Consider the following 23,156-nt stretch of genomic DNA (forward strand, 5'->3'; position numbering starts at 1 on the left):
CACGGCCTTCGTTAGCGACACGCCCGCCATCCCATCGCGCCGCGTTCCGCCTGGTCGAGGTGGAAATGATCGCGATGGGCGGCATTGTAATCAGGTGACAGCACCGTCGAGAACAGGTCGCACGCCCCGTCGCGCACTGCGCGCAGGAAAGCCGCGTCCTTCCCCTCCCCCTTCCAGTCGTTGACGAGGCTGACCTGCCGCCCGTCCGCCAGCACGAAGGCCGCCACGTCGATCGCGTCGGCGGTGGCATGTTCGCTGAAATCGCCCTGGCTGCGGCCGTACATGCGGCGACAGCTATAGCTGCCGAAATGGCGAATGCTGCGGACCGGCTGGCCATAGATGCGCTGGGCGGCGGGCTGTACCACCTGCCATTCCCACAACCTGAACGCGGCCGCCACCGGACAGGACGGCGCGACTGACGCGGGCGACAGGGCGATGGCGTCCGCTTCCCCTTTCAGCCGCACCGCGTCGGCATAGGCGCACTGACCGTCGCCGCCCGGCTTCATCGCCACATAATCGACGCCGGCCCGGTCGAGCAGTGCCCGGCACCGGGCCGTATCGCCGGTCAGCGCGGCCAGCTTGCGCCCGGTGAAAAGCCCGACCGGCTGCGCGAGGTCGAGGTCGGTCCAGGGCAGATCCTGCGGCCGCTGGCGCAGCCAGGCATGGCCGAGGAACAGCAGCAGCAGCGCGCCACCCAGCAGGACGACACGACGAAGGGTCAGATGAAGTTTCCGCATCCCCTAAGCACGCCGGACCTGCCGCATGGGTTCCGACGTAACCGGATAGCCGAGATGATCGGGGATGCAGAGATGCGCCTCCCCGTCCCGCTCCTCCTTCCATGGCCGCACCTTCTCGACCGGAAAGGCCGCCGCATGGGCCACCAGATCGGCGTGGGAGGCGAAGGGCGCCAGCCGCTCCAGATTGCGCCGGGTGGGAAAGATGATCCTTCCCTCGCCCGCGTCGCAGCGCGCCAGCACCTCGGCCGCGCTGCTCCAGAGGAGCCGCACATTCTCGGTCGAATCGACGCTCGCCATCTGCCCCTCCGGCGCGCGGGCCAGGTAGAAACGCGTGTCGAACACCCGCGCGGCCCGCTCGAAGGGCGCGGGGTGCCAGCGCGCGAAGGGGGTCAGCGCTTCGAACGCGATGCCCAGGCCATGCCGGTCCAGCAGATCGCCGAGCGGCCTGCCGTCATGCAAGCCATCGCGCAGCCGCAGCACCGATGCGGCGTCCACCAGCCCGGCCAGACCGATCCCCAGCCCCGCTTCCTCGATCGTCTCGCGAATCGCGGCGATGCGGGCGGCCGCCTCGTCCGGCGCCAGGTCATGGTCGAGCCGCGCGGCCAGCGCATGGTCGGCCTCGTCCACTGCGCCGCCGGGAAAGACCAGCGCGCCGGCGGCGAAAGCCATGGTCGACGCCCGCTCCACCATCAATATTTCGGGTGGCAATATTGCGGGCGGCAATATTTCGGGGGACAATATCGCGGAGGGCGCGGCCGGCCGGTCGCGCAGGATCACCACCGTCGCGGCGGGACGGCCCGCATCATCTTCATCTGTCATGGAAACCGCTCTAGGCGCTTGCCGCACGGGCGGTAAAGTCCTTCGGATCAACCCCGGTGAGGAGGTTGGTGGAGCCTAGGGGGATCGAACCCCTGACCTCGTCATTGCGAACGACGCGCTCTCCCAGCTGAGCTAAGGCCCCTGAAGGAGCGCTGCCTATAGGCGAGGCTTTTGGGCCTTGCAACGGTCTTTTGCCGAAAAAATCGCGGCCATTGCTGATCTCGATCAAGGGGCAGGAAGCGCCCGCGATTCCCGCGCGGCGAGGCGGTGTCTCAGCCAGACATTACTCCTGCGTAACGCCCGGAACGATGGCCCCGCCCGGCCATTGATGCCCCGACGACGCCGATAATGCGTCGCCAGGACAGACCAAGGAGAAGGACGATGGGTTATCAAGGCGGACGCCGCTATGGCGAGGATCGCTATTCGGCCGGCTGGGACCGCGGAGACCGGTATCGGGCACAGGGCGACCGCGATGATCGCAGCTCCCGCTACGGCACGCGCGGCCAGTTCGGCGGCCCGGACTATCGCCGACCCCCGGCCGACTATGATTATGAGGAACGCGGCTTCCTCGACCGCGCGGGCGACGAGGTTCGCAGCTGGTTCGGCGACGAAGAGGCCGAACGCCGGCGCGAATATGACGAATATTACAACCGCCCCTATGGCGACCCGCGCGACCAGTCGAGCCGGCTGGGCTATGCGTCGGCGGCGCGCAGCGACTATCTGCCCAATCGCGGCCATGCGCCCTATACCGGCGAACGCAGCGGCTTTGGCAGCGAGGATCATGGCCAGCGCATCCGCGCCTATGGGCCGACCCAGGACTATGGCGCGCATCATGACAGCAACTATCACAGCTGGCGCCAGCAACGGATCGACGAGCTCGACCGCGACTATGCGGAATATCAGCGCGAACATCGCGACCGCTTCAACAGCGAGTTCGGCAGCTGGCGCACCCGCCGCAGCGAACAGCGCCAGGCGATCAGCCAGGTGCGGGAACATATGGAAGTGGTCGGCAGCGACGGCGAGCATGTCGGCACCGTCGACAAGCTGCGCGGCGACCGCATCATCCTGACCAAGAATGACGAGGATGCGGGCGGCGTGCATCACTCCATCCCGTCCAGCTGGATCAAGTCGGTCGATGCGACCAAGGTGACGCTGGAAAAGACCGCGAGCCAGGCGCAGGACGCGTGGCGCACCGAGCGGGAGCAGAATGCCCTGTTCGGTGATCGTGACGAGGATCGCGGTGGCTGGAGCAGCGAGGGCACGGCGAGCAGCACGACCGGCTATGGCGGCAACCGCTATCGCTGATCGCGGATGATGAATGGAAGGCCCGGTCGGCATGACCGGGCCTTTTCCATGCCCGCTTGCGCGCGCGGGCCGGACAGTGCCAAAGCGTCGACCCCGTCCCGTGCGAGAGATTGATGCCGACCCTGATCCTGCTGGCCCTGTCCAACCTGTTCATGACCGTCGCCTGGTACTGGCATCTGAAGGGCGGCATGAACAAGCCGATTCTGCTGGTCATCCTGATCAGCTGGGGCATCGCCTTCATCGAATATTGCCTGGCGGTGCCCGCGAACCGCATGGGTTACGCGCAGGGCTGGAGCGCGGGCCAGCTTAAGGTCGCGCAGGAGGCGATCGCGCTCATCATCTTCGGCGGCTTCATGGTGACGGTGCTGGGCGAGCCGCTGCACTGGCGCCATCTTGCCGCCTTCGCCTGCATCATGGGCGCGGTGGGATTCCTGTTCGTGGGCCGGGGCTGACCGTTCAGGGGGCTGCGCGCAATGGCTTTGGCGCAGAACCGGCGGACGGCTCCGGTCGATCGCCATGCACGCCGCCATAGGTGCTGAACTGCTCCAGCGGCAGCGCCGTCCCGCAAAAGGCGCATTCCGCGACCATCCGACCGACGATCCAATGCTGCCGCGTGCAGGCCGGGCAGCGGTTGGTTTCCCCGCTATGATACAGAGGGATGAATCCCCTGGCGAATGACGGCCGCGCCGTCCCGAATGCAATCTGCATATACCCTCCTCCTCTGAACGCCTGAGAGCTTCAACGCGCGAGACGGAAAAGGTTTCACTTGCGAACCAGATATTCCGCGCGTGCCGCCATGGCGGCACTATACGCGCGAATCGCGCGTGTCCGCGTGAGAAAAGCGCTCTGCCTCTTCGTGAGTATGGCCGAACCGGTCGAACGGGCGAGCGGAGCCGCTGTCAGCGAACCCGCCGGCGGGCGACAGCGGTCTCCGGGCAGGAATGCGACGGCTTGCGCTCGCCCGTCACCTCGGCAGGAGCAGGCTGGAATCCCCGTAGGAATAGAAGCGATAGCCCGTCGCGATCGCGTGGGCGTAGACCTCTTGCATCCGTTCGCGGCCCATCAGCGCGGACACCAGCATGAAGAGCGTCGACTTGGGCAGGTGGAAATTGGTCATCAGCCCGTCCACCGCGCGGAAGCGATAGCCGGGCGTGATGAATATCCGCGTCTCGTCGGCGAAGGGGCGCAGCAGGCCGTCCTCGCCGCACGCGCTTTCAAGCAGGCGCAGCGACGTCGTGCCCACCGCGATCAGCCGCCCCCCGGCTGCGCGCGCGGCGTTCAGGCGCTCGGCTGTCGCGGCGTCGATCCGGCCCCATTCGGCGTGCATCCGGTGATCGTCGGTATCGTCGGCCTTGACCGGCAGGAAGGTGCCCGCGCCCACATGCAGCGTCAGCGTTTCGGTCCTCACGCCCGCCGAGCCGATCGCGGCCATCAGGTCGGGGGTGAAATGCAGCGCGGCGGTGGGCGCGGCGACGGCGCCATCCTCGCGCGCGAACATGGTCTGGTAATCGCGGCGGTCGCGGTCGTCGGTCGGGCGCTTGCTGGCGATATAGGGCGGCAGCGGCATCCGGCCCGCCCGCTCCAGCAGGACTTCCACCGGCTCCTCGCCCTCGAAATCCAGCGTCACCCCGCCATCCTCGTCGCGCGCGCCCGCGATGGCCGTGACGCCCGCACCGAAATCGATGCGGTCGCCCGCGCGCACCCGCTTGGCGTTGCGCAGGAAGGCCTGCCATTGCCGCAGCCCCTGCCGCTTGTGCAGGGTCGCGCCGATCCTCGCCTGGCCGCGCATCCCCTCCAGCTGGGCGGGAATGACCCTGGTGTCGTTGAACACCAGTACGTCGCCGGCGCGCAGCAGCGACGGCAGGTCGCGCACGACATGGTCCTGCATGGCGCCGTCGCCGGGCACCAGCAGCATCCGCGCGCTGTCGCGCGGGGAAGCGGGCCGGAGCGCGATATTCTCCGCCGGCAGGTCGAAATCGAACAGGTCTACGCGCATGGCTGGACGGCCGGACGAACCGGCTTATTTCCGCTTCGGCGCAGGCGCGGCGGGCGTGTCGATGATCGATGGCGCCGACGACGGCGGCGGCGCGGGCAGCGCAGTGACCGGCGGCTTGCCGTCGCTTTCGATCGACGCCTGGAGGATCAGGGTCGGGTTGGCCGGCGGTTCGCCCTGGGCGATCGCGTCGACATATTGCATCCCTTCGATCACGCGGCCGAAGACGGTATATTTCTTGTCGAGCTGCATCCGGGGCAGCAGCACGATGAAGAACTGGCTGTTGGCGCTGTCCTCGCTCTGGGCGCGGGCCATCGACACCGTGCCACGCAGGTGGGGCATCGGGTTGAATTCGGCCTTGAGGTCGGGCAACTGCGAACCGCCGGTACCGTCGCCCTTGGGATCGCCGCCCTGCGCCATGAAGCCGGGGATGACGCGGTGGAATTTCAGGCCGTTATAAAAGCCCTGACGCGTCAGCTCCTTGATCCGATCGACATGGCCCGGCGCGATGTCGGGACGCAGCTGGATACGCACGCGGCCGCCGCTCGACAGGTCGAGATCCCAGATATTCTGCGGGTCGGCCGGCACGGTGGCGGGCGGCAGCTTGACCGTCGGGTCGGAACCCAGCGACTTGGCGTTTTCCTGCGCGCGCGCGGCGGCTTCCGACTTCTTCAGATCCTCTGCATTGCCGCCACCGCCGCCCTGGGCATAGGCGAGGCCGGACGCGGTGAGGGCGAAGCCGATCGCCACGGTCTTGAGCGCGCGAGTGAAACGCATGGGGTAAGACATTCCTTGATCTCTTGTCGCCTGGGGGCAAGGCGCCCTGATAGCGCGCTGATCGCGATTGGCAACTGAACGCAGGCTGAAACGGGTTCAGGCGGCGTTTTTCAGCCCTGCCCCTTGCGGCCGAGCTGCGCGACCCGCGCCACCACCTCGTCGCGCACGACGGGGCCGACGAACTTGTGGATCGGGCCGCCATACAGGGCGATTTCCTTGACCAGCCGCGACGCGATCGGCTGGAGCGAGACGTCCGCCATCAGGAAGACGGTTTCGACCCGGCCGTTGATCTGCTGGTTCATCCCCGCCATCTGATATTCATATTCGAAGTCCGCGACAGCGCGCAGGCCGCGGATGATGACGCTGGCCCCCTGCGATTCGGCAAAGTCCATCAGCAGCGAATTAAAGCCTGTGACGACGATCTCCGCATCGATGCCCGCACATTCGCGGCGCACCATCTCCAGCCGCTCCTCGTCAGAGAACATGGGCGACTTGGCGATGTTGGTGGTCACGCCGATCACCAGCTTGTCGACCAGCTTCGCGCCGCGCCGGATGATGTCCATATGCCCCAGGGTGATGGGATCGAACGTGCCGGGATAGACGCCGATGCGCTGTTTCGTCATGGCCTAGCGGTCCCTTTCCACGATATAGTCGGCAATGGCGCGCAGCAGGTCGGCCTCCGCGCCGAAATTGTGAAGATGCGCCTTCGCCTGGGCGACCAGCATGTGCGCCCGTTCCCGCGCCGGCTCGACGCCGAGCAGCGAGACGAAGGTTTCCTTGCCCGCCGCCGCATCCTTGCCAAGCGCCTTGCCGGCCAGCGCCTCGTCCCCCTCCACGTCGAGCAGGTCGTCGGCGATCTGGAAGGCGAGGCCGATGTCGCGGGCATAGCCATGCAGCCGGGTGCGCGCATCGTGCGGCAGGCGGGCCATGATCGCGGCGGCATCGACACAGACGGCGATCAGCGCGCCGGTCTTGAGATTCTGGAGCCGCGTCACGGTAGCGAGGTCGAAGCGGGTCGTTTCCGCTTCCAGGTCCATCATCTGCCCGCCGGCCATGCCCGCCGGGCCGCTGGCGAGCGCCAGTGCCTTCACCAGTTCCACCCGCACGAAGGGGTCGGGATGGGTCTCCTCGTCGGCGAGGATCTGGAACGCCAGATCGTGCAGGCAGTCGCCCGCCAGGATCGCCGTTGCCTCGTCAAAGGCCTTGTGAACGGTCGGCTTGCCCCGGCGCATGTCGTCATCGTCCATCGCCGGAAGATCGTCATGGATCAGCGAATAGACATGGATGCACTCGATCGCGAGGCCGACCCGGAGCGCCGAGTCGCGGGAAATGTTGAACAGGTCGCTCGCCGCCTGCACCAGCAGCGGGCGCAGCCGCTTGCCGCCGCCGATCGCGGCATGGCGCATCGCTTCATAAAGGCGGCGGCGCGGATCGTCGGGTACCGCCAGCAGCCGGTCGAAAGCGGCGTCGATCTGCTGCGCGACGATGGTCGCGCGCGTCGTCACCAGTGCGGCCGCGGAGACGCCCCCTCCCCCCTTCATGCGATCAGTCCGCGCCGAAAGGCTGCGCGCCGGTCACTGCGCCGCTGGCATCGACCGTCAGTCGGCTGATCCGCGCCTCGGCCGCCTGGAGGCGATCGGCGCAGCGCTTGCGCAGTTCCTCGCCCCGCGCATAGAGCGAGATCGACTCGTCCAGCGGCACGTCGCCGCTTTCCAGCCGGCGGACGATCTGTTCGAGCGCGCGCAGCGCATCCTCGAACGACAGGGTTGCGGGATCGGGGTTGGAAATGTCCTCAGCCATGCCCCTGCATTGGCCGCGCCCCGTCCGCCGGTCAAGCCCGGCGCAGCCAATTATGACCGATCGCTCCGGGCCGACCGGCAATAAGGCGTTCGCCCCTTGCCCGGTCCGCCTGCCTCGTCATCAAACAGTCATGACGCCATATCAGGGGGCATGGCGGGAAAACCGCTATTTTGCGTTGACGCACCATGTCGCCCATGCACATAGAAGGACCGCTATGAAATCTCATCTCCCCCTGATCGCCGTTGCCGCCGTCGCGCTGCTGTCCGCCTGCAACAAGAATGACGAACCCGAAGTCGTGGGCGGCCCGGCCGACCCCATGGCGGCCCAGCTCGCCAACGCAGCGCCGGTCGAACTGCCGCCGTCGGTCAAGGCCAACAAGCAGTTCCGCTGCAAGGACAACAGCCTGTTCTTCGTCGACTTTATGAGCGACGAAAAGACCGCGATCCTGCGCACCGAAAAGAACGGCGCCCCCACCGCGCTGAAGGCTGCCGAAGCCGGTCAGCCCTTCACCGCCGAGGGCGGCTATGAAATCAAGGGTTCGGGCGACGACGTCACGATCACCGTGCCGGGCAAGGGCGCACAGGCCTGCCACGTCTGAGACGGGGCTTCCCTTTTGGTTCAAGCGGGCCGGACCTTCCCCAAGGTCCGGCCTTTTTCTTGGGCGGGATCGGGACGCGATTTGGCGACGAGAGTCGATCGCCCGCAACGCCGGACCTAATCCGGGATCGGCCCTCTTCGTCGGCTGCGCCAGAAAGCGGGCTCCGGATCAGGGCGGGCCTGAGGAGCATGTATGGCAGCAAGCGACCATTAGCGGACTTTGACGGCTTGCTTAGCTCGCTCAAAGAGCTGACCCGAATTAGGTCGAACGTGACTCAGCGACATCATAGACCCGCAAATTACGGTCCCCAATGCCGAGGCTTGGCCAAGCGGCTCGCCATTCATTGAGATGGGAAGCGGCAAAGTGCCGGTCGAGCGCGGTCTGATCGACCCACATTTCTTTTACATGGATGAGACCCGGCTCGAAGACGTCTTCCGCGTAACCATACTCTATACAGCCTTCCTCAGCGCGACTAGCATCAGCCATTCGCTTCATAATCGGGCGAGCGGCCTCCATATTTTGGGCAGGCAGGCGAACGGTTCCTACGATAAGCAACATGACGCGGATGTATACTGGCAGTGAAACGATGGAAAGACTGTCCGAGTTGGTCGTCTCTCGATCTGATAGCCGCCTGTCCGCAAACCACCCCTTCTCGCCATGCGCGGCACGCTTCGCCAATCATCCGAAGCCCCATCCTGCACGCCCACCATTGTGATTCGCGCACGCCCTCGCTAAAGGCGCGCTCATGTCCAGCACCGCCACCCAGATCACCCCGGAAGTCGTCGCCGAACATGGCCTCAGCCCGGAAGAATATGACCGCGTCCTGCACGCCCTCGGCCGGGTACCGAACCTGACCGAACTCGGCATCTTCTCGGTCATGTGGTCGGAACATTGCAGCTATAAATCCAGCCGGATTCACCTGAAGAAGCTGCCCACCACCGGCCCGCAGGTCATCTGCGGCCCCGGCGAAAATGCCGGCGTGGTCGACATCGGCGACGGCCAGGCCGCCATCTTCAAGATGGAGAGCCACAACCACCCCAGCTACATCGAACCCTATCAGGGCGCGGCGACGGGTGTCGGCGGCATCCTGCGCGACGTGTTCACCATGGGCGCGCGCCCGGTGGCGAACATGAACGCGCTGCGCTTCGGCCGCCCCGACCACCCGAAGATGAAGCATCTGATCGCGGGCGTGGTCCATGGCATCGGCGGCTACGGCAATTGCGTGGGCGTGCCGACCGTAGGCGGCGAGGTGAATTTCCACCCCGCCTATGACGGCAACATCCTGGTCAACGCGATGACCGTGGGCGTCGCCGACACCGACAAGATCTTCTATTCGGCAGCCAGCGGCGTCGGCAATCCGATCGTCTATGTGGGGTCGAAGACCGGCCGCGACGGCATCCATGGCGCGACCATGGCCTCGGCCGATTTCGGCGACGACGCCGATGCCAAGCGCCCGACCGTGCAGGTCGGCGACCCGTTCACCGAAAAGCTGCTGATCGAGGCGTGCCTGGAACTGATGGCGTCCGACGCGATCGTCGCGATCCAGGACATGGGCGCGGCGGGCCTCACCTCCTCCAGCGTCGAGATGGCGTCGAAGGGCGGCGTCGGCATCCAGCTCAACATGGACGACGTGCCGCAGCGCGAAACCGGCATGACCGCCTATGAGATGATGCTGTCGGAAAGCCAGGAGCGGATGCTCATGGTGCTCAAGCCCGGCCGCGAAGCGTTCGCCGAAGCGATCTTCCGCAAGTGGGAGCTGGACTTCGCGGTCATCGGCCATGTCACCGATACCGGCCGCATGGTGCTGGTCCACAAGGGCGAGACGGTGTGCGACATTCCGCTCGCCCCGCTGGCCGACGACGCGCCGCTCTACGACCGTCCTTCGATGCCGAAGGACGACTACAAGCGCTGGGCCAATGTCGCGCCGCTGGGCGAGATCGCCGAGAGCGCGGATATCGGCGCCGATCTGGTGACGCTGATGGCGTCGCCCGACATCGCCAGCCGTCGCTGGATCTGGGAGCAATATGACCATATGGTCGGCGCCGACACGGTGCAGCGTCCCGGCGGCGACGCCGCGGTCGTGCGCGTCCATGGCACGCGCAAGGGCATCGCGATCAGCACCGACTGCACCCCGCGCTACTGCTATGCCGATCCCTATGAGGGCGGCAAGCAGGCGATCGCCGAATGCTATCGCAATCTGAGCGCGGTCGGATCGACCCCGCTCGCCGTCACCAACTGCCTCAACTTCGCCAACCCGCAGCGCCCGGAGATCATGGCGCAGCTGACCGGCTGCCTCGACGGCATGGGCGACGCCTGCCGCGCGCTCGACTTCCCGATCGTGTCCGGCAATGTCAGCCTCTACAATGAATCCAAGGCGACTGGCGGCGGCTCGGCGATCCTGCCGACACCGGCGATCGGCGGCATCGGCCTGCTCAAGGATGTCGACGTGATGGCGACCGTGGCGTTCAAGAATGAGGGCGACGCGATCTGGCTGATCGGCGGGCCGGACGGCGCGTTGGGCACTCACCTCGGTCAGTCGATCTGGCTGCGCGAGATTGCCGGTCGTGAAGCGGGCGACGCCCCGAAGGTCGATCTCGCAGCCGAGCGGACCCATGCCGACACCGTCCGCGCGCTGGTCGCGGCGGGCCAGGTCAACGCCGTGCATGACGTCGCCGATGGCGGCCTGCTGGTGACGATCGCGGAAATGGCGCTCGCCGGCGGGATCGGCGCGACGCTGGAGGTGGCGCTGACCACGGCTTCGGCCTTCGGCGAGGATCAGGGCCGCTATGTCGTCGCGGCCCCGGCCGGCGTCGAGATTGCCGGTGCGGTGAAGATCGGCACGACCGGCGGCGACAGTGTCGCGGGCGTCCCGCTCGACATGCTGCGCACCGCGCATGAAGGCTTCTTCCCTGCGCTGATGAACAACGAACTCTAACGACACTCGTCGTCCCCGCGCAGGCGGGAACCCACTTCTCGTCGCGCAACCGGAGTGCAGAAGGCGCGCTGGGTTCGCGCTTTCGCGGGAACGACGGAGAGGGTAGCCTTGTGCGATGCGCATCCGCCAGCATCGCACAGGTGTGGTTCCCGGCTTCCCGCAGGACTATGGCGTCAGGCAGCTGATGTGGTTCGAGCAGCATGGCTCGATGGATGAAGCGATCCTGCGTGAAAAGCGGCTCAATGGAACCGCGCCTGGAAGATGGCGCTGATCGTAGAGTTGAATCCGCATTGGGACGACTTGACGATTGGCCTGGGTTTCGAGCGGTTGCCTGACTGACGCGCGATCGTTCCCGCTTGCGAGGAGGGCGCTGTGATGATGCTGTGCCGCGCGCCATCATAACAACGGAGGGCGAGACATGACCACCGGCTATTCCGGCACCCCGCTGGCCAGGAAGCTCAGCCTCAAACCCGGCCTGCGCGCCTGGTGGGAGGATATGCCCGCCAGCGTCGCGGCGGAGATTGGCGACAGCGGCGTCATTCCCCTGCCCGCACCGGAAGCGCCGATCGACGCCGCCCATATCTTCGTCAGCGACCGCGCGACCATGGCGGCCCGGATCGCGGCGCTGCGGCCCCTGCTCGCGCCCACCGGCTTCCTGTGGGTCAGCTGGCCCAAGAAAGCGTCCAGGGTGCCGACCGATATCACGGAGGGCGTCATCCGCGCGGCCGTGCTGCCCACGACCGACCTGGCCGATGTGAAGGTGTGCGCCGTCGATGCCGTCTGGTCCGGCCTCAAGCTGATGATCCGCAAATCGGCGCGCTGACGCTCCTGTTTTTGATAGCGCTATCAGTTCCACTCTCCTATGCTCGCGCGAAAGGAAAGGGAGAGGGATTTTGCGCACAGCGTCACGCGCGGTCTTTTGGTTGCTCGCCACCATCGCCATGCCGGTCGTCACGGAACCGGCGGTTGCCGGACCGGCCCGGTTCGACGATTTCCGCTATGACGGCCGCGCCCAGGAGCAGGTGACGCCCGGCCCCGGCGACTATCGCAATCCCATCCTGTCGGGCTATTATCCCGACCCGTCCATCACCCGCGTCGGCGACCGCTATTATCTCGTCAATTCCTCCTTCGCCCATTATCCTGGCCTGCCGATCTTCACGTCCACCGATCTCGTGAACTGGCGCCAGATCGGCAATGCGATCGACCGCCCCGACCAGTTCGACTTCTCCGGCAAGCGCATCACGCTGGGCATTTTCGCGCCCGACATCTCCTTTCACGACGGCCTGTTCTACCTGGTGGGAACCTGCGTGACATGCGGCGGAAATTTCGTCATGACCGCGCCCGATCCGGCCGGACCATGGTCGAAGCCCAGCTGGCTGCCCTTCGAGGGGATCGACCCGTCCATCTATTGGGAGGGCGACCGCGCCTTCATCGTCAACAACCGGGCGCCGGCGGAGCCGGCCCGCTATGACGGGCATCGCGCCATCTGGGTGCAGGAATTCGACTGGCGCAACCTCCGCATGACCGGCCAATCGACCCAGATCGTCAATGGCGGCGTCGACATCGCCCGCAAGCCCGCGTGGATCGAAGGCCCGCACCTGCTGAAGCGAGAAGGCTATTATTACCTGATCGCGGCGGAAGGCGGCACCGGCGACCAGCATAGCGAGGTGGTGTTCCGGTCCCGCGGCCTGCGCGGTCCCTACACCCCCCATGCCGGCAACCCCATCCTCAGCCAGCGCAGCCTGGACCCCGCACGCCCGCATCCGGTGACGTCCGCCGGCCATGCCAAGCTGGTGCAGACTGAGGATGGAGACTGGTGGGCGACCTTCCTCGCCACCCGCCCCTATGGTCCCGACCTCTACAATATCGGGCGCGAGACCTTCCTTTTGCCCGTGACGTGGCGCGACGGCTGGCCCCATATCCTGCCCGAAGGCCAGCCCATCCCCTATGCGGCACCGCGCCCGCGCCTGCCCGCGGGCTCCACCGGCACGCCGCCAACGAGCGGCGATTTTTCCTATCGCGATGACTTCAGCAGCCCGCGGCTCGGCCCCGCCTGGATCGGCGTCCGCACGCCGATGCGCCCCTTCTACCGGCTGGAGCAGGGCGCTCTGGTGCTGGATGGCGCGACCGCCCTGGGCGACCTGTCGGCCGCACCTGCCTTCATCGGGCGACGCCAGCAGCACCATGTCGCGACCGTCTCGACCCGTCTCGACTATCGCCCCGATGCCGAAGGCGACCGGGCCGGGCTGATGGCGGTCCAGTCGGACCGCAACTTCCTCTTCTTCGGCATCATGCAGAGCGACGGAGCGCCCCATATCGTCCTGATGGCGCGGGAAGGATCGGACAGCGACCGGCTGATCGCCTCCGCCCCGGTCGATCCGTCCATGCCCCTCACCCTGTCTCTCGCCATGGATGGCGGCCGGATGCGCGCCAGCTATGCAAGCGGCGGGGCGGAGAGCGTCCTCGCTTCCGATGTCGATATCCGATTCCTCAGCACCAAGCTGGCCGGCGGCTTCGTGGGCACGATCATCGGCCCCTATGCCTGGAACGCGCGCGTCACCCGGCCGAGCAGCAACTGATAGACGTCGCGGCCGCCCGCCGCGTCATAGGCGGCCATGACCCGGCGCAGCGCGGTCGGCCCCAACGGGCGATGCCCTTCGCCGGGCACCACCGCGCCGATCCCCTTGAGATGGGCCAGCAGCGCGCGCGCGCCCTTGCCCTCCAGCGCCACCGTCTCCGCGAAGGCGAAGGCATCGTCCTGCCCCGCCAGCATCGCGCGCAGGGCATCCAGCGAGGGATAGTCCGGCACCCCGCTTGCCAGCCCGGCGGCGTCATGGGCGGCCCGCCAGGCGGCGAAGCTGCCCCGCCCCATGGTCGAGAAGATCAGGCTGCCCCCCGGCCGCAGCAGCCCCGCGAGCCGCGCGATCGCGGCCGGCAGGTCGTCGAACCACTGGAAGGCGAGGCTGGACAGGATCAGGTCGAACCATGGCCCGTCGAAGGACGGCGCTTCGCCATCCATCGTCAGGAATGTGCCCGCGATCCGGCCGTGCGACGCGGCCTGTTCCAGCATGGCGGGCGAAATGTCGGTCGCGATCAGGTCCGCGCCTGGCCAGCGCGCCTGTATCTCGCGCGTCAGCAGACCCGTGCCGCACCCGATTTCCAGGATACGCGCCACGCCGCCGGGCCGCTGCCGCCGGGCGAGGTCGGCCACCAGCGACGCGGCCAGCCGCTGCGGCCCGGCATGAGCCTCATAATGCTCGGCCGCCGCACCGAAGGCGTCGCTTATCCGTCGCTTGCGGCCATCGTTCATGGCTGGCGCATTTTCCGTTCACCGTTCACGGTCCACGCCTTGGAAAATGCGGCCACAAAGAACAAGAGCCTTTCCACCTTTTGTGGAAAGGCTCTAGGCGGATGGCAGAGCCTCGGCGCTCTGACCAGCCCGTTCAAGGAAACGCCGCCGCATGACCGCATCCCCCCGCATTCCCGCCATGGACGTGCTGCGCGGCTGCGCCGTGATGGCCATCATGTGGATGAACATCACCGCCTTCGCCCTGCCGCAGAACGCCTATTTCAACCCCGCGGTGGCGGGGCCGCTCTCGGCCGGCGACATCGGCTTCTGGGCGGTCAGCCTGATCTTCGTCGATGGCAAGATGCGCGGCCTGTTCGCCCTGCTGTTCGGTGCATCCATGCTGCTGCTGATCGACCGGGAGGAGATGGCGGGCCGCGATGGCCGGCGGACGCAGATGATTCGCGCCTTCTGGCTGTTCGTCATCGGCTGCGCCCATTTCTTCCTGCTCTGGTGGGGCGACATATTGCGCGTCTATGCGATCGTCGCCCTCTTCGCCCTGCCCTTCGCGGGGCTGGAGCCGCTGGCGCTGGTCAAGCGCGCCTTCCTCTTCTTCCTGTTCCAGTTCCTGCTGCTGGCCGCGTTCATCGGCAGCCTCTATCTGTGGGGCCATGCCGCCGCCGGGGCGGACGCCAGCGCGGCGATGCGCGAGGGCTTCACCGGCTTCATGGCCGCCCTGTCCGATCCCGCCGACCCGGCAACCCAGGCCGAAATCGCCACCTATCGCAGCGGTTTCACCGCCATCCTGCACATGAAGCTGGCCGCCTTCCCCGGCGACTGGCTGTGGGGACTGCTGTTCAACGCGTTCGAGACGCTGGGCTTCATGCTGCTCGGCATGGCGATGCTGAAGGGCGGCTTCCTGACCGGAAACTGGGATATGGAGCAATATCGCCGGACTGCCCGCCATTGCTTCCTGATCGGGGTGCCGCCGATGGCCGCGCTGGCGCTCTGGGTGTGGTGGAGCGGATTCGCGCCGCTCCCCACTTATGGCGCGGCGCTTGCCTGGTCGCTGCCCTTCCGCATCCCGCTGACGGTCGGATGGGCGGCGCTTATCCTCTGGCTGCTGGCGCGGCACCGGGACAGCGCGCTGGTCGGCCGGATCGCGGCGGCGGGACGGATGACGCTCAGCAATTATCTGGGCGCCAGCCTCGTCATGACGGCGATCTTCTATGGCTGGGGGCTTGGCCTGTTCGGCCATGTCCGGCCGGCGCTGCTGCCGTTGTTCGTGGTCGGCGCCTGGGCGGCGATGCTGCTCTGGTCGCAGCCTTATGCGACTCGCTTCGCCATGGGACCAGCCGAATGGCTGTGGCGCAGTCTCAGCCATGGTGCAGTGCAAAAGATTCGCAGGAGCAACTGATTACTATTGCGACCTATTATCACCTGCGCTATCTCTCCTTCATCAGGAGAAGAGCCGCGATGGTCGTCTGCGTTTGTAATGCCATTCGAGAAAAGGATCTGCGGGAAGCCGCGCGCGATGGCGCCGATACGCCCTGCAACGCCTATGCCCGTTTCGGCCGCCGGCCCAAATGCGGCCAGTGCGTATCCTTCGCCCGCACCATCATCGCGGCGGAACGCGCATCCGCCTGATAAAATTGCAAATCAAGCGCACCAGCCAATCGCGAAGCCGACGCAATAGCGCAGCAAAAAAGCCCTGATTTTCAAGGGTTTTCGACTTAACAGATGCCTGCATTAGGCTTATAATCCCGGCGTTCCCGAAACAGCCGGAGTATAGCGCCATGAAAGGCGACCCGAAGGTCATCGACTTTCTGAACGAGGTCCTCAAGAATGAGTTGACCGCGATCAATCAATATTTCCTCCACTATCGGATGCTCAACCATTGGGGCATCGAGAAACTGGCCAAGTTCGAATATTCCGAATCGATCGACGAGATGAAGCACGCCGACAAGGTGGCGGAGCGCATCCTGTTCCTCGACGGCCTGCCCAATTTCCAGCTGCTCGGCCGCCTGAAGATCGGCGAGACGGTGGAGGAAATCCTCAAGGCCGACCTCGAACTGGAATATGAGGCGCTGCCGGTGCTGAAGGACGCGATCGCCTATTGCGAATCGATTCGCGATTATGTCAGCCGTGACCTGTTCCAATATATCCTCGAAAGCGAGGAAGAGCATGTCGACACGCTGGAAACCCAGTTCGAGATGATCGAGCGCATGGGCATCCAGAATTATATCCAGTTGCAGAGCAAGGCTGCGGAGGACTGACCAGCCCTTCCGGCTTGGTCCGACCGCGTCGGATCACGCCCCTGCGACTCATGCCCGGGCGAGGCCACCTTCCGGCGGTGGGCCTCGCCCTTTTTCGTTACAGCAGCGCTTCCAGCAGTCCGATCAGCGGCAGGTCCGCCGGCGGCATGTCCAGCCCGTACATCTGCGCGGGGCGCGCCCATTTGAGCGCCGTCGCATGGCGCGGCTCGGGCTGTCCCCGCCATTTGCGGCAGACATAGAGCAGCAGCAGCAAATGGCGATCGCCCAGCGGCTCGCTGGCGAACGTCGCGGGTGCCAGGCAGCTGGCATGGGTCTCGATGCCCAGTTCCTCCTCCAGCTCGCGCACCAGCGCCGCCTCCGGCGTTTCGCCCGACTCGACCTTGCCGCCGGGAAATTCCCACAGGCCCGCCATGGACCCGCCCGGCGGACGCTGCTGCAACAGCACGCGGCCATCGGCATCGATCAACGCCACGGCAACGACGAACAGGGGAGAAATGGGCGTCATATCGGTCCGGATGAGAGGGCTTTGTTAACCCTGGCTGCTTTACACGTCTGTCGGGGACTGTCTGTAGCGAACTGGGGAAATGATGCGCGGGCTTTTCGAAATCATCACCCGTCGAGGGCTGTTGCGGTGCGAACGCGGCGCGACCGCGGTCGAATATGCCCTTATCCTCGCCATGGTCGTACTCGCCATGATTACCGCACTCACCAGTGTCGCCAACAAGACGATCGGGATGTGGAACAACGTCGCGACCGAAGTAACGAAGCATTAACCATCAATATCTGACAGCTTCGTTCATCCCATTAAGCCTTTTTCAACCGAGCTGTTCTAATTCCGTCCTTGCTGACCACGAATTACCAAGCGGGGCGGCCGGGTAGTTTAACGGAATAATCCATTCAAGGAGACGTCACATGCAGTTCATCCGCAAGATGCTGAAGAATGAAAAGGGTGCCACCGCGATCGAATACGGCCTGATCGCCGCTCTGATCGCCGTCGCCGCCATTGGCGCGATGACCAGCCTGGGCTCCAAGCTCAGCAACACCTTCGACAACGTCTCGGGCAACCTGAAGTAAGCCCTGGGACAATTGACGAGAAAAGGGGCGGCGGACGCGAGTCCGCCGCCCCTTTTCGTTGTCACCAGCCGATGATCTTCACTTTTTGCCCCGGTCGCAGCGCGGCATTGGCGGCCAGCCCGTTGATCGTCCGGAAACGCTCCACGGGATAGTCGCTATAGGCCATGCGGCGGCTGAGCGACTGGACGGTGTCGCCGGATTTGACAGTCACCAACTGGACGCGACGCGGCCGGATCGCCGCCGCCTCCTGGCTCGACAGGCGCTGAAGCGATTGCACCATCGGCGTAAAGGGGCCGATGCCCTGCCCTGCCGGCGTCAGCAACAGGAAATGATAGGCGCGCCCACCACCAAAATCATAGGCGAAGACGGTCGCGTCGACCTGGCTCGACTGGGTCGAGGCGCGTACCGTGCGCCAGGCGGCGGGGATGCCCCCAACCGTCGTGCGGCTCACCTCACCTGCGGGCACGCCGCCATCGCTGCCGCCCAGCCGGGCGAAGACGCTGTCGACATAAGCCGCCAGATTGCCCGAATAGGGCGCGGCGCCGAACTGCGCCTGCCCGCCCGATCCGGTGATCGACACGGCGTCCGTACCATTTTCCATGCCGAAGCCGCTGGGCGCCGTGAAACTCAAACGCAGGTCCGGATGGCGAAAGCGGTTGCCCTCGATCACGCCCTGCCGGGGATCATCGCCATAGAGGACGCCGTTCACGGCATTGAGGAAGGCGTCGCGATTGCGCACCGTGCTGCCGGCGCGAGTCGCGGCCGCCGCCTGTGCCGCCCGGTCCACGCGTGAGGCCGGGTCGGGGTGCGTGCTGGCCCATTCGGGCATGGACCGGGCGCTGCCGGCCAGTTGCGCGTCCAGATTGCTCTGCGCCGCCAGCGAGGCAAGCATTTCGGAGAGGGCGCGGGGATCATAGCCGGCCGACGCGAGATAGCGGATGCCGAGGTCGTCGGCCTCATATTCCTGGCTGCGGGAAAATTTGAGGGTCAAAAGCTGGCTGCCCGTGCCGATCCCCTTCTGTACCAGCCCGGCCAAGCCCGAATCGCCCAGCAACGCGCCGGCCAGAACGCCCAGCAGCGCCCCGCCGATGGCATTGCGCTGTGCGGCCTGCTGGCGCCGCTGGCCATGCTGGGCGGCGACATGACCGACCTCATGACCCAGCACGCCCGCCAGTTCCGCCTCGTCATTCATCAGCGCCATCAGCTGGCGCGTGACATAGACATAGCCGCCGGGGATGGCGAAGGCGTTGTTCACCGGGCTGTTGAGCAGGGTAACGGTGAAATCGCTCTGCGCGTTGGAAAGGCCGGACTGAACCGCGATCCGGCGCCCGACCGTCTCCACATAGCGCGCCTGCGGCCCGGCATAGGCGCCACCAAATTCCTTGAGCAGTTCGGGGTGCTGCTTCGCGCCGCTCGCCTTGTCCTGCTGGCTGATGGACGACACGGTGCGAATCGCGCGCTGCTGCCCGATCACCACCGGCGCGCTCAACCCCATCGCCAGCACCGCCCCCGAGCAGCCCAACGCAATCTTCCAGTTCATAAACCCTCACCCTTCGACGTTACCGGCACGTAACGAGCGAAAATGGCGGGCTGTTCCCGAAAAAGCGAGGGAAGTCAGACGCCGATGGCGAGGAATTTGTCGGCGCGGTCGGTACGCAGCGCCTGCGCGCTCATGCCATCGAGCGAATCCAGTTCCGCCTCGATCGCCGTGCCGAGGCTGGCGATCGCCTGCACGGGATCGCGATGCGCGCCGCCCACCGGCTCGGCCACGATGCGATCGATCACGCCCAGCAATTTCAGATGCTGCGCCGTCACCTGCATCGCGGTCGCCGCGTCGCTCGCCTTGTCGGCGGTCCGCCACAGGATCGATGCGCAGCCTTCGGGCGAGATCACCGAATAGACCGCATGTTCAAACATCAACACGCGATTGGCCGCCGCCAGCGCGATCGCGCCGCCCGATCCGCCTTCGCCCACCACGGCCGCGACCATCGGCACGCCCAGCGCCAGACAGGCTTCCGTCGACCGGGCGATGGCTTCGGCCTGGCCGCGCTCCTCCGCCTGCACGCCCGGAAAGGCGCCCGACGTGTCGACCAGGGTCACCACCGGCAGGCCGAAGCGATCCGCCAGCTCCATCAGGCGGATGGCCTTGCGATAGCCTTCGGGTTTGGCCATGCCGAAATTGTGGCGCACGCGGCTGGCCGTGTCGTCGCCCTTCTCGTGACCGATCACCATGACCTTGCGCTCGCCCAGCGTCGCGAAGCCGCCGATGATCGCCTGATCGTCGGCAAAGGCGCGGTCGCCGGCAAGCGGCATGAAATTGTCGAACATGCCCGCGACATAGTCCTTGAAATGCGGACGGTCGGGATGCCGCGCCACCTGGGTCTTCTGCCAGGGCGTCAGCTTCGCATAAGTGTCCTTGAGCAGCTTCGCCGCGCGCTGTTCCAGCGTCGCGATCTCGCCGTCGATGTTGATGTCCCCCACGCTGGCGGTGGCGCGCAGTTCGACAATGCGCGCTTCCAGCTCAGCGATCGGCTTCTCGAATTCCAGAAAGCTTACCATGGCGCCACGCGTTACGGTGCTGGCGCTTCGCCGTCAACGCGGCGATGCGCGTTCCTTGTCGGCATGGTCGCGAGCGGATGGCGTCGGTTGACCAGCTCGACCAGCCGCCGGCTGTCGACATGGGTGTAGATCTGGGTCGTGCCGATGTCGGCATGACCCAGCATCGCCTGCAAGGCGCGCAGGTCCGCCCCGCCTTCCAGCAGATGGGTCGCGAAGGCGTGGCGCAGCACATGGGGGCTGACCCGTTCGGGCGCGATGCCGGCGGCGGCAGCCAGCGCCTTGACCAGCTGATAGAGGCGGATGCGGCTCAGATGGCTCTTGCCCGACGGGAACAGCCAGGGGCTGTCCGCCGCCACATGGGGCAGCCAGGCAGCGACGGCGGCGCGCGCGCGGTCGGAAATGGGCACCAGCCGCTCGCGCGCGCCCTTGCCCTTGAGGATGAGGAAGGGCCGGTCGGCGGCCAGCGCCCGGCGCGGCAGCGATACCAGCTCGGTCGCGCGCAGGCCCGATCCGTAGAGGAGTTCGATCAGCGCGGACAGGCGCAGGTCGAGCGGCGCGGGATGCTCCACGTCGATCCGCTCGGCGATCAGCGCGAAAAAACGGTCGACTTCCGCGGTGGACAATATCCTGGGCAGGGATCGCCGCGTCACCGGGCGGGGCAAGGCGGCGGAGGGATTGTCGGCGCGCAATCCTTCCTCTTCAAGAAAACCGTAGAAGGCCCGCAAAGCGGACGTCTTGCGCGCGACGGAGGACGCCGCCAGTTCCGCCCAGGCCGCCGCCAGCGTGCCCAGCCCGTCGCGGGTGGCGCCCGCAAGGCCGCCCAGCACGTCACCCGCACCCGCCAGGTCAGCGCGATAGGCCAGCAGCGTGTTGCGCGACGCGCCGCGCTCCGCCGCCATCATTTCGAGGAAACGGTCGACCAGGGCGGCATCCTCCTGCCCCATGGTCAGATGCGGCTGATCGCCTCGGCGGCGATCATCCGCGCCTCCGGGTCCAGCCCGACCCGGTGGAGCGCGGCGACGACATGATAGAGATGTGCGGGCGGCAGGTGAGTCCAGTCCTGCCCCTGCATCCCCACCGCGACGAGCAATGCCACCGTCGCCTTTTCGCCCCGCTGCGCCGCCGCGCCGATGGCGCGCGCCCAGCGGCTGTTGGGGGCGAGCGCCACGCCATTGTCCTGCGCCAGCGCGGCGCCATCCTGCGGCGACAGGCGCGCCAGGCCGGCGAGGGCGGCGATCAGCATCCGCCCCTTTTCCGGCCCGACCTCGCCGACATAGGATGATACGCGGCCGGAACTGATATCCACCACCGGGCTGGGTGCGCCGACGGCCAGCAGCGCCCAGAATTGCGACGCGCCCTCGCCGTCCAGTCGGCCGATCGCCTGCGCCCAGCGCGCGGCATTACGGTCATAGCCGGCGGTCAGCATGGCGGCGACCAGATTGGCGGCATCCTGCGCCGAAGCCTGCGCGACCGGCAGCGCGGCGGCGGCACGCGCGGTGGCGATCAGGCCGACATAGTCGGGCTTCGCGCCATCCTGCCACCAGCTCTGCATCCCCCCGATCCGGTCCGCCACTGTCGCGCCCGCATAGGCGGCGCGCAGCGCCTCGATCTTGTCCGCGATATCGGCGGGCGCATCCCCGTCACTGCCCAGCTGGCCATAGAAGCCGACCAGCGCCGCATTGGAAAACACTCCCAGCCGCGCGGCAATATCCACCCCCGGCTGCCGCCGCAGCGCCGTCAGCGCCGGCGCGCGCGCTTCCCAGGCGCGGACATGCTGCCCCGCCGTGGCGTAGAGATCCTCGGGTATCTCGACGTTGAGCGCGGTCGCCAGGCCATAGCGCCAGGCCGTGAGCCGATCGACGCCGTCCCATTCGATCTTGACCGAGCGGCGGGCATTGAAGCCGGTGCCGACGACCTTTTCCGCCAGCCGATAGTCGATGCCGCGCACCACCCCGCGGCGCTGCGCCTGGTTGAGCGCGCCGCTCGCCATGCCCTGATCGCCCGACAGCGCCGGGCAGATCGCGCGGGTCATGTCCCAGCCCGGCTCCTTGGAGAAACGTAGCGCCCCTTCCGACAGCGGGCACAGGCCCGCCGGGTCCGCGCTCGCCAGATAGGTCTGCATCGCGATGGCATAGAGGCGCGGGCTGTAGCGGTCGGAATCGACGCTCTGCATCATCAGCCGGGCGCTGTCCGCCTCGCCCATGCGCAGCAGCAGCCAGGCGCGCTCCGCCGCCCAGTCCGCGCCGTCGATGCCGCGCGGCGTGTCGGTCGCGCTCAGCAAGGCGCGGCGCAGCAGGATGGAGGCCCAGCGCGACACGATCGGCGCATGGGTCTGCCGCATCAGCGCCGCCAGATATTGCCCCGATTCCCGGCCGAAGGCGTCCGGCTCGAAACCGCGTGTCTGCGGCGTCAGCGGGCCGATTCGGTCGAGCGAGCGCCGCGCCGTGTCGGGCAGGTCATATTTGGCCTTCTGCGCCGCCAGTTCCTCGGGGGTCAGTTCCGCCTCGGCCGCGTTCGTCGCGTCGGCCGCCAGCGACAAGTCCGGCAACCCCTGGTCGGGCAGCGGCTGGACCATCGGCGCGGCGGGCGATCCGGGCGCGGGCTGCGCCGGTCGCGCAGGCTGCGGCGCGGCCGCCGGGGCTTCGGGCGCATCGCCGAAGCCGGGGGGCAACAGCGATTCGGGCGCCTGCTGCGCCACCACGGGCAAGGTCAGCGCAAGCGCGAAGCTGCCCAGCGCCCATTTGGCATTCGCCCGCGGCCAGCGCATCCGCCTTACTGACCCAGTTTCTCGGCGGGGATGATCTTTTCGACGCGCTGCTGCGGCTTTTCCCCGCCGCGCGACCAGAAAAAGGCGAGCAGGGCGGCGACCAGCAGGACAAGGACGATGGGAATGATCGGCAGGCGGCCGCCGCGGCGACGCGAACTGCCTTCGAAACTGCTATAGTTGCGATTATTCTTCATAGGTCCTTGGCTTAGCTGGCCGGGCCTGCAAGGCCG

The 23,156-nt window shown here is 66.8% G+C and carries 28 protein-coding genes and 1 tRNA gene; 12 read left to right on the forward strand and 17 right to left on the reverse strand.

What is annotated here, in order from left to right:
- Positions 1-11: 11 nt before the first annotated feature.
- The 3 genes from K3M67_RS09965 to K3M67_RS09975 all read right to left on the reverse strand — a co-directional run bounded on the left by K3M67_RS09965 (position 12) and on the right by K3M67_RS09975 (position 1,698).
- Positions 12-737, reverse strand: coding sequence for an extensin-like domain-containing protein (locus tag K3M67_RS09965; protein ID WP_285831396.1), 726 nt, complete (start codon positions 735-737; stop codon positions 12-14).
- A gap of 3 nt (positions 738-740) precedes the next feature.
- Positions 741-1,556: an NUDIX hydrolase gene (locus K3M67_RS09970; protein WP_285831397.1), complete on the reverse strand. Its 816-nt coding sequence runs from the start codon at positions 1,554-1,556 to the stop codon at positions 741-743.
- 66 nt (positions 1,557-1,622) lie between these two features.
- Positions 1,623-1,698: transfer RNA gene (locus K3M67_RS09975), tRNA-Ala, on the reverse strand.
- A gap of 239 nt (positions 1,699-1,937) precedes the next feature.
- Between K3M67_RS09975 and K3M67_RS09980 the strand changes: the two genes are divergently transcribed.
- A complete protein-coding gene (locus K3M67_RS09980) occupies positions 1,938-2,861 on the forward strand; it encodes a DUF2171 domain-containing protein (protein ID WP_066862013.1) in 924 nt (307 codons plus the stop codon).
- A 113-nt stretch (positions 2,862-2,974) separates the two neighbouring features.
- Entirely contained in the window at positions 2,975-3,313 is a 339-nt protein-coding gene (locus K3M67_RS09985; protein ID WP_066862006.1) for a DMT family protein, read from the forward strand.
- 4 nt (positions 3,314-3,317) lie between these two features.
- Here K3M67_RS09985 and K3M67_RS09990 read toward each other — a convergent pair whose 3' ends face one another.
- The 6 genes from K3M67_RS09990 to K3M67_RS10015 all read right to left on the reverse strand — a co-directional run bounded on the left by K3M67_RS09990 (position 3,318) and on the right by K3M67_RS10015 (position 7,431).
- Positions 3,318-3,569: a hypothetical protein gene (locus tag K3M67_RS09990; RefSeq protein WP_285831398.1), complete on the reverse strand. Its 252-nt coding sequence runs from the start codon at positions 3,567-3,569 to the stop codon at positions 3,318-3,320.
- Positions 3,570-3,825: 256 nt separating this feature from the next.
- Positions 3,826-4,857, reverse strand: coding sequence for a tRNA preQ1(34) S-adenosylmethionine ribosyltransferase-isomerase QueA (gene queA / locus K3M67_RS09995; RefSeq protein WP_285831399.1), 1,032 nt, complete (start codon positions 4,855-4,857; stop codon positions 3,826-3,828).
- A 24-nt stretch (positions 4,858-4,881) separates the two neighbouring features.
- Positions 4,882-5,631, reverse strand: coding sequence for a peptidylprolyl isomerase (locus tag K3M67_RS10000; RefSeq protein ID WP_285831400.1), 750 nt, complete (start codon positions 5,629-5,631; stop codon positions 4,882-4,884).
- Positions 5,632-5,741: 110 nt separating this feature from the next.
- Positions 5,742-6,254, reverse strand: a complete 513-nt coding sequence (coaD, locus tag K3M67_RS10005; protein ID WP_066861999.1) for a pantetheine-phosphate adenylyltransferase — start codon at positions 6,252-6,254, stop codon at positions 5,742-5,744.
- Positions 6,255-6,257: 3 nt separating this feature from the next.
- Positions 6,258-7,172 (reverse strand): polyprenyl synthetase family protein, encoded by a 915-nt coding sequence (locus K3M67_RS10010; protein ID WP_066861997.1) that lies wholly within the window; start codon positions 7,170-7,172, stop codon positions 6,258-6,260.
- A 4-nt stretch (positions 7,173-7,176) separates the two neighbouring features.
- Complete coding sequence (locus tag K3M67_RS10015; RefSeq protein WP_066861995.1) at positions 7,177-7,431, reverse strand: exodeoxyribonuclease VII small subunit; 255 nt, start codon at positions 7,429-7,431, stop codon at positions 7,177-7,179.
- Positions 7,432-7,645: 214 nt separating this feature from the next.
- Here K3M67_RS10015 and K3M67_RS10020 point away from each other — a divergent pair, with 214 nt between their 5' ends.
- Positions 7,646-8,029, forward strand: a complete 384-nt coding sequence (locus K3M67_RS10020) for a hypothetical protein (protein WP_066861994.1) — start codon at positions 7,646-7,648, stop codon at positions 8,027-8,029.
- Between the two features lie 258 nt (positions 8,030-8,287).
- On the opposite strand, the gene K3M67_RS10025 is transcribed toward K3M67_RS10020, so the two are convergent.
- Positions 8,288-8,707: a putative quinol monooxygenase gene (locus K3M67_RS10025; RefSeq protein ID WP_285831401.1), complete on the reverse strand. Its 420-nt coding sequence runs from the start codon at positions 8,705-8,707 to the stop codon at positions 8,288-8,290.
- 67 nt (positions 8,708-8,774) lie between these two features.
- Here K3M67_RS10025 and purL point away from each other — a divergent pair, with 67 nt between their 5' ends.
- The 4 genes from purL (at position 8,775) to K3M67_RS10045 (ending at position 13,543) form a co-directional block, all read left to right on the forward strand.
- Complete coding sequence (gene purL / locus K3M67_RS10030; RefSeq protein ID WP_285831402.1) at positions 8,775-10,964, forward strand: phosphoribosylformylglycinamidine synthase subunit PurL; 2,190 nt, start codon at positions 8,775-8,777, stop codon at positions 10,962-10,964.
- A 115-nt stretch (positions 10,965-11,079) separates the two neighbouring features.
- Positions 11,080-11,235: a GIY-YIG nuclease family protein gene (locus K3M67_RS10035; protein ID WP_232313847.1), complete on the forward strand. Its 156-nt coding sequence runs from the start codon at positions 11,080-11,082 to the stop codon at positions 11,233-11,235.
- A gap of 147 nt (positions 11,236-11,382) precedes the next feature.
- Positions 11,383-11,787 (forward strand): hypothetical protein, encoded by a 405-nt coding sequence (locus tag K3M67_RS10040; RefSeq protein WP_285831403.1) that lies wholly within the window; start codon positions 11,383-11,385, stop codon positions 11,785-11,787.
- Positions 11,788-11,905: 118 nt separating this feature from the next.
- Positions 11,906-13,543 (forward strand): glycoside hydrolase family 43 protein, encoded by a 1,638-nt coding sequence (locus K3M67_RS10045; protein ID WP_285832923.1) that lies wholly within the window; start codon positions 11,906-11,908, stop codon positions 13,541-13,543.
- Here K3M67_RS10045 and K3M67_RS10050 read toward each other — a convergent pair.
- On the reverse strand, positions 13,501-14,274 hold the full coding sequence (locus K3M67_RS10050; protein ID WP_066861979.1) for a methyltransferase domain-containing protein: 774 nt from the start codon (positions 14,272-14,274) through the stop codon (positions 13,501-13,503). The two genes, K3M67_RS10045 and K3M67_RS10050, sit on opposite strands and share 43 nt — an antisense overlap.
- A 151-nt stretch (positions 14,275-14,425) precedes the next feature.
- Here K3M67_RS10050 and K3M67_RS10055 point away from each other — a divergent pair, with 151 nt between their 5' ends.
- From K3M67_RS10055 to bfr, 3 genes are all read left to right on the forward strand, one after another.
- Positions 14,426-15,667, forward strand: a complete 1,242-nt coding sequence (locus tag K3M67_RS10055) for a DUF418 domain-containing protein (protein WP_285831404.1) — start codon at positions 14,426-14,428, stop codon at positions 15,665-15,667.
- A 59-nt stretch (positions 15,668-15,726) separates the two neighbouring features.
- Positions 15,727-15,897 carry a (2Fe-2S)-binding protein gene (locus K3M67_RS10060; RefSeq protein ID WP_066861972.1) on the forward strand — a complete coding sequence of 57 codons (171 nt, stop codon included), beginning with the start codon at positions 15,727-15,729 and terminating at the stop codon, positions 15,895-15,897.
- 149 nt (positions 15,898-16,046) lie between these two features.
- A complete protein-coding gene (bfr, locus tag K3M67_RS10065) occupies positions 16,047-16,526 on the forward strand; it encodes a bacterioferritin (protein WP_066861968.1) in 480 nt (159 codons plus the stop codon).
- Between the two features lie 97 nt (positions 16,527-16,623).
- Here the strand turns inward: bfr and K3M67_RS10070 are convergent, their stop codons facing one another.
- The gene (locus K3M67_RS10070; protein WP_285831405.1) at positions 16,624-17,031 is read right to left on the reverse strand and encodes a (deoxy)nucleoside triphosphate pyrophosphohydrolase; all 408 of its coding nucleotides are present in this window, start codon (positions 17,029-17,031) and stop codon (positions 16,624-16,626) included.
- Positions 17,032-17,113: 82 nt separating this feature from the next.
- On the opposite strand from K3M67_RS10070, the gene K3M67_RS10075 reads away from it, so the two are divergent.
- Both K3M67_RS10075 and K3M67_RS10080 read left to right on the forward strand, forming a co-directional pair.
- Positions 17,114-17,299: a Flp family type IVb pilin gene (locus K3M67_RS10075; protein WP_285831406.1), complete on the forward strand. Its 186-nt coding sequence runs from the start codon at positions 17,114-17,116 to the stop codon at positions 17,297-17,299.
- A gap of 139 nt (positions 17,300-17,438) precedes the next feature.
- A complete protein-coding gene (locus K3M67_RS10080) occupies positions 17,439-17,600 on the forward strand; it encodes a Flp family type IVb pilin (RefSeq protein WP_019051700.1) in 162 nt (53 codons plus the stop codon).
- A 61-nt stretch (positions 17,601-17,661) separates the two neighbouring features.
- Here K3M67_RS10080 and K3M67_RS10085 read toward each other — a convergent pair whose 3' ends face one another.
- The 5 genes from K3M67_RS10085 to K3M67_RS10105 all read right to left on the reverse strand — a co-directional run bounded on the left by K3M67_RS10085 (position 17,662) and on the right by K3M67_RS10105 (position 23,120).
- Entirely contained in the window at positions 17,662-19,140 is a 1,479-nt protein-coding gene (locus K3M67_RS10085) for a M48 family metalloprotease (RefSeq protein ID WP_285831407.1), read from the reverse strand.
- Positions 19,141-19,214: 74 nt separating this feature from the next.
- Positions 19,215-20,159 (reverse strand): acetyl-CoA carboxylase carboxyltransferase subunit alpha, encoded by a 945-nt coding sequence (locus tag K3M67_RS10090; RefSeq protein WP_285831408.1) that lies wholly within the window; start codon positions 20,157-20,159, stop codon positions 19,215-19,217.
- Positions 20,160-20,170: 11 nt separating this feature from the next.
- Positions 20,171-21,103 (reverse strand): tyrosine recombinase, encoded by a 933-nt coding sequence (locus K3M67_RS10095; protein ID WP_285831409.1) that lies wholly within the window; start codon positions 21,101-21,103, stop codon positions 20,171-20,173.
- A gap of 2 nt (positions 21,104-21,105) precedes the next feature.
- Positions 21,106-22,926: a hypothetical protein gene (locus K3M67_RS10100; RefSeq protein WP_285831410.1), complete on the reverse strand. Its 1,821-nt coding sequence runs from the start codon at positions 22,924-22,926 to the stop codon at positions 21,106-21,108.
- Between the two features lie 5 nt (positions 22,927-22,931).
- Positions 22,932-23,120, reverse strand: a complete 189-nt coding sequence (locus tag K3M67_RS10105) for a hypothetical protein (protein WP_285831411.1) — start codon at positions 23,118-23,120, stop codon at positions 22,932-22,934.
- Positions 23,121-23,156 lie beyond the last annotated feature (36 nt).

This window comes from Sphingobium sp. V4, assembly GCF_029590555.1.
Classification (GTDB): Bacteria; Pseudomonadota; Alphaproteobacteria; order Sphingomonadales; family Sphingomonadaceae; genus Sphingobium.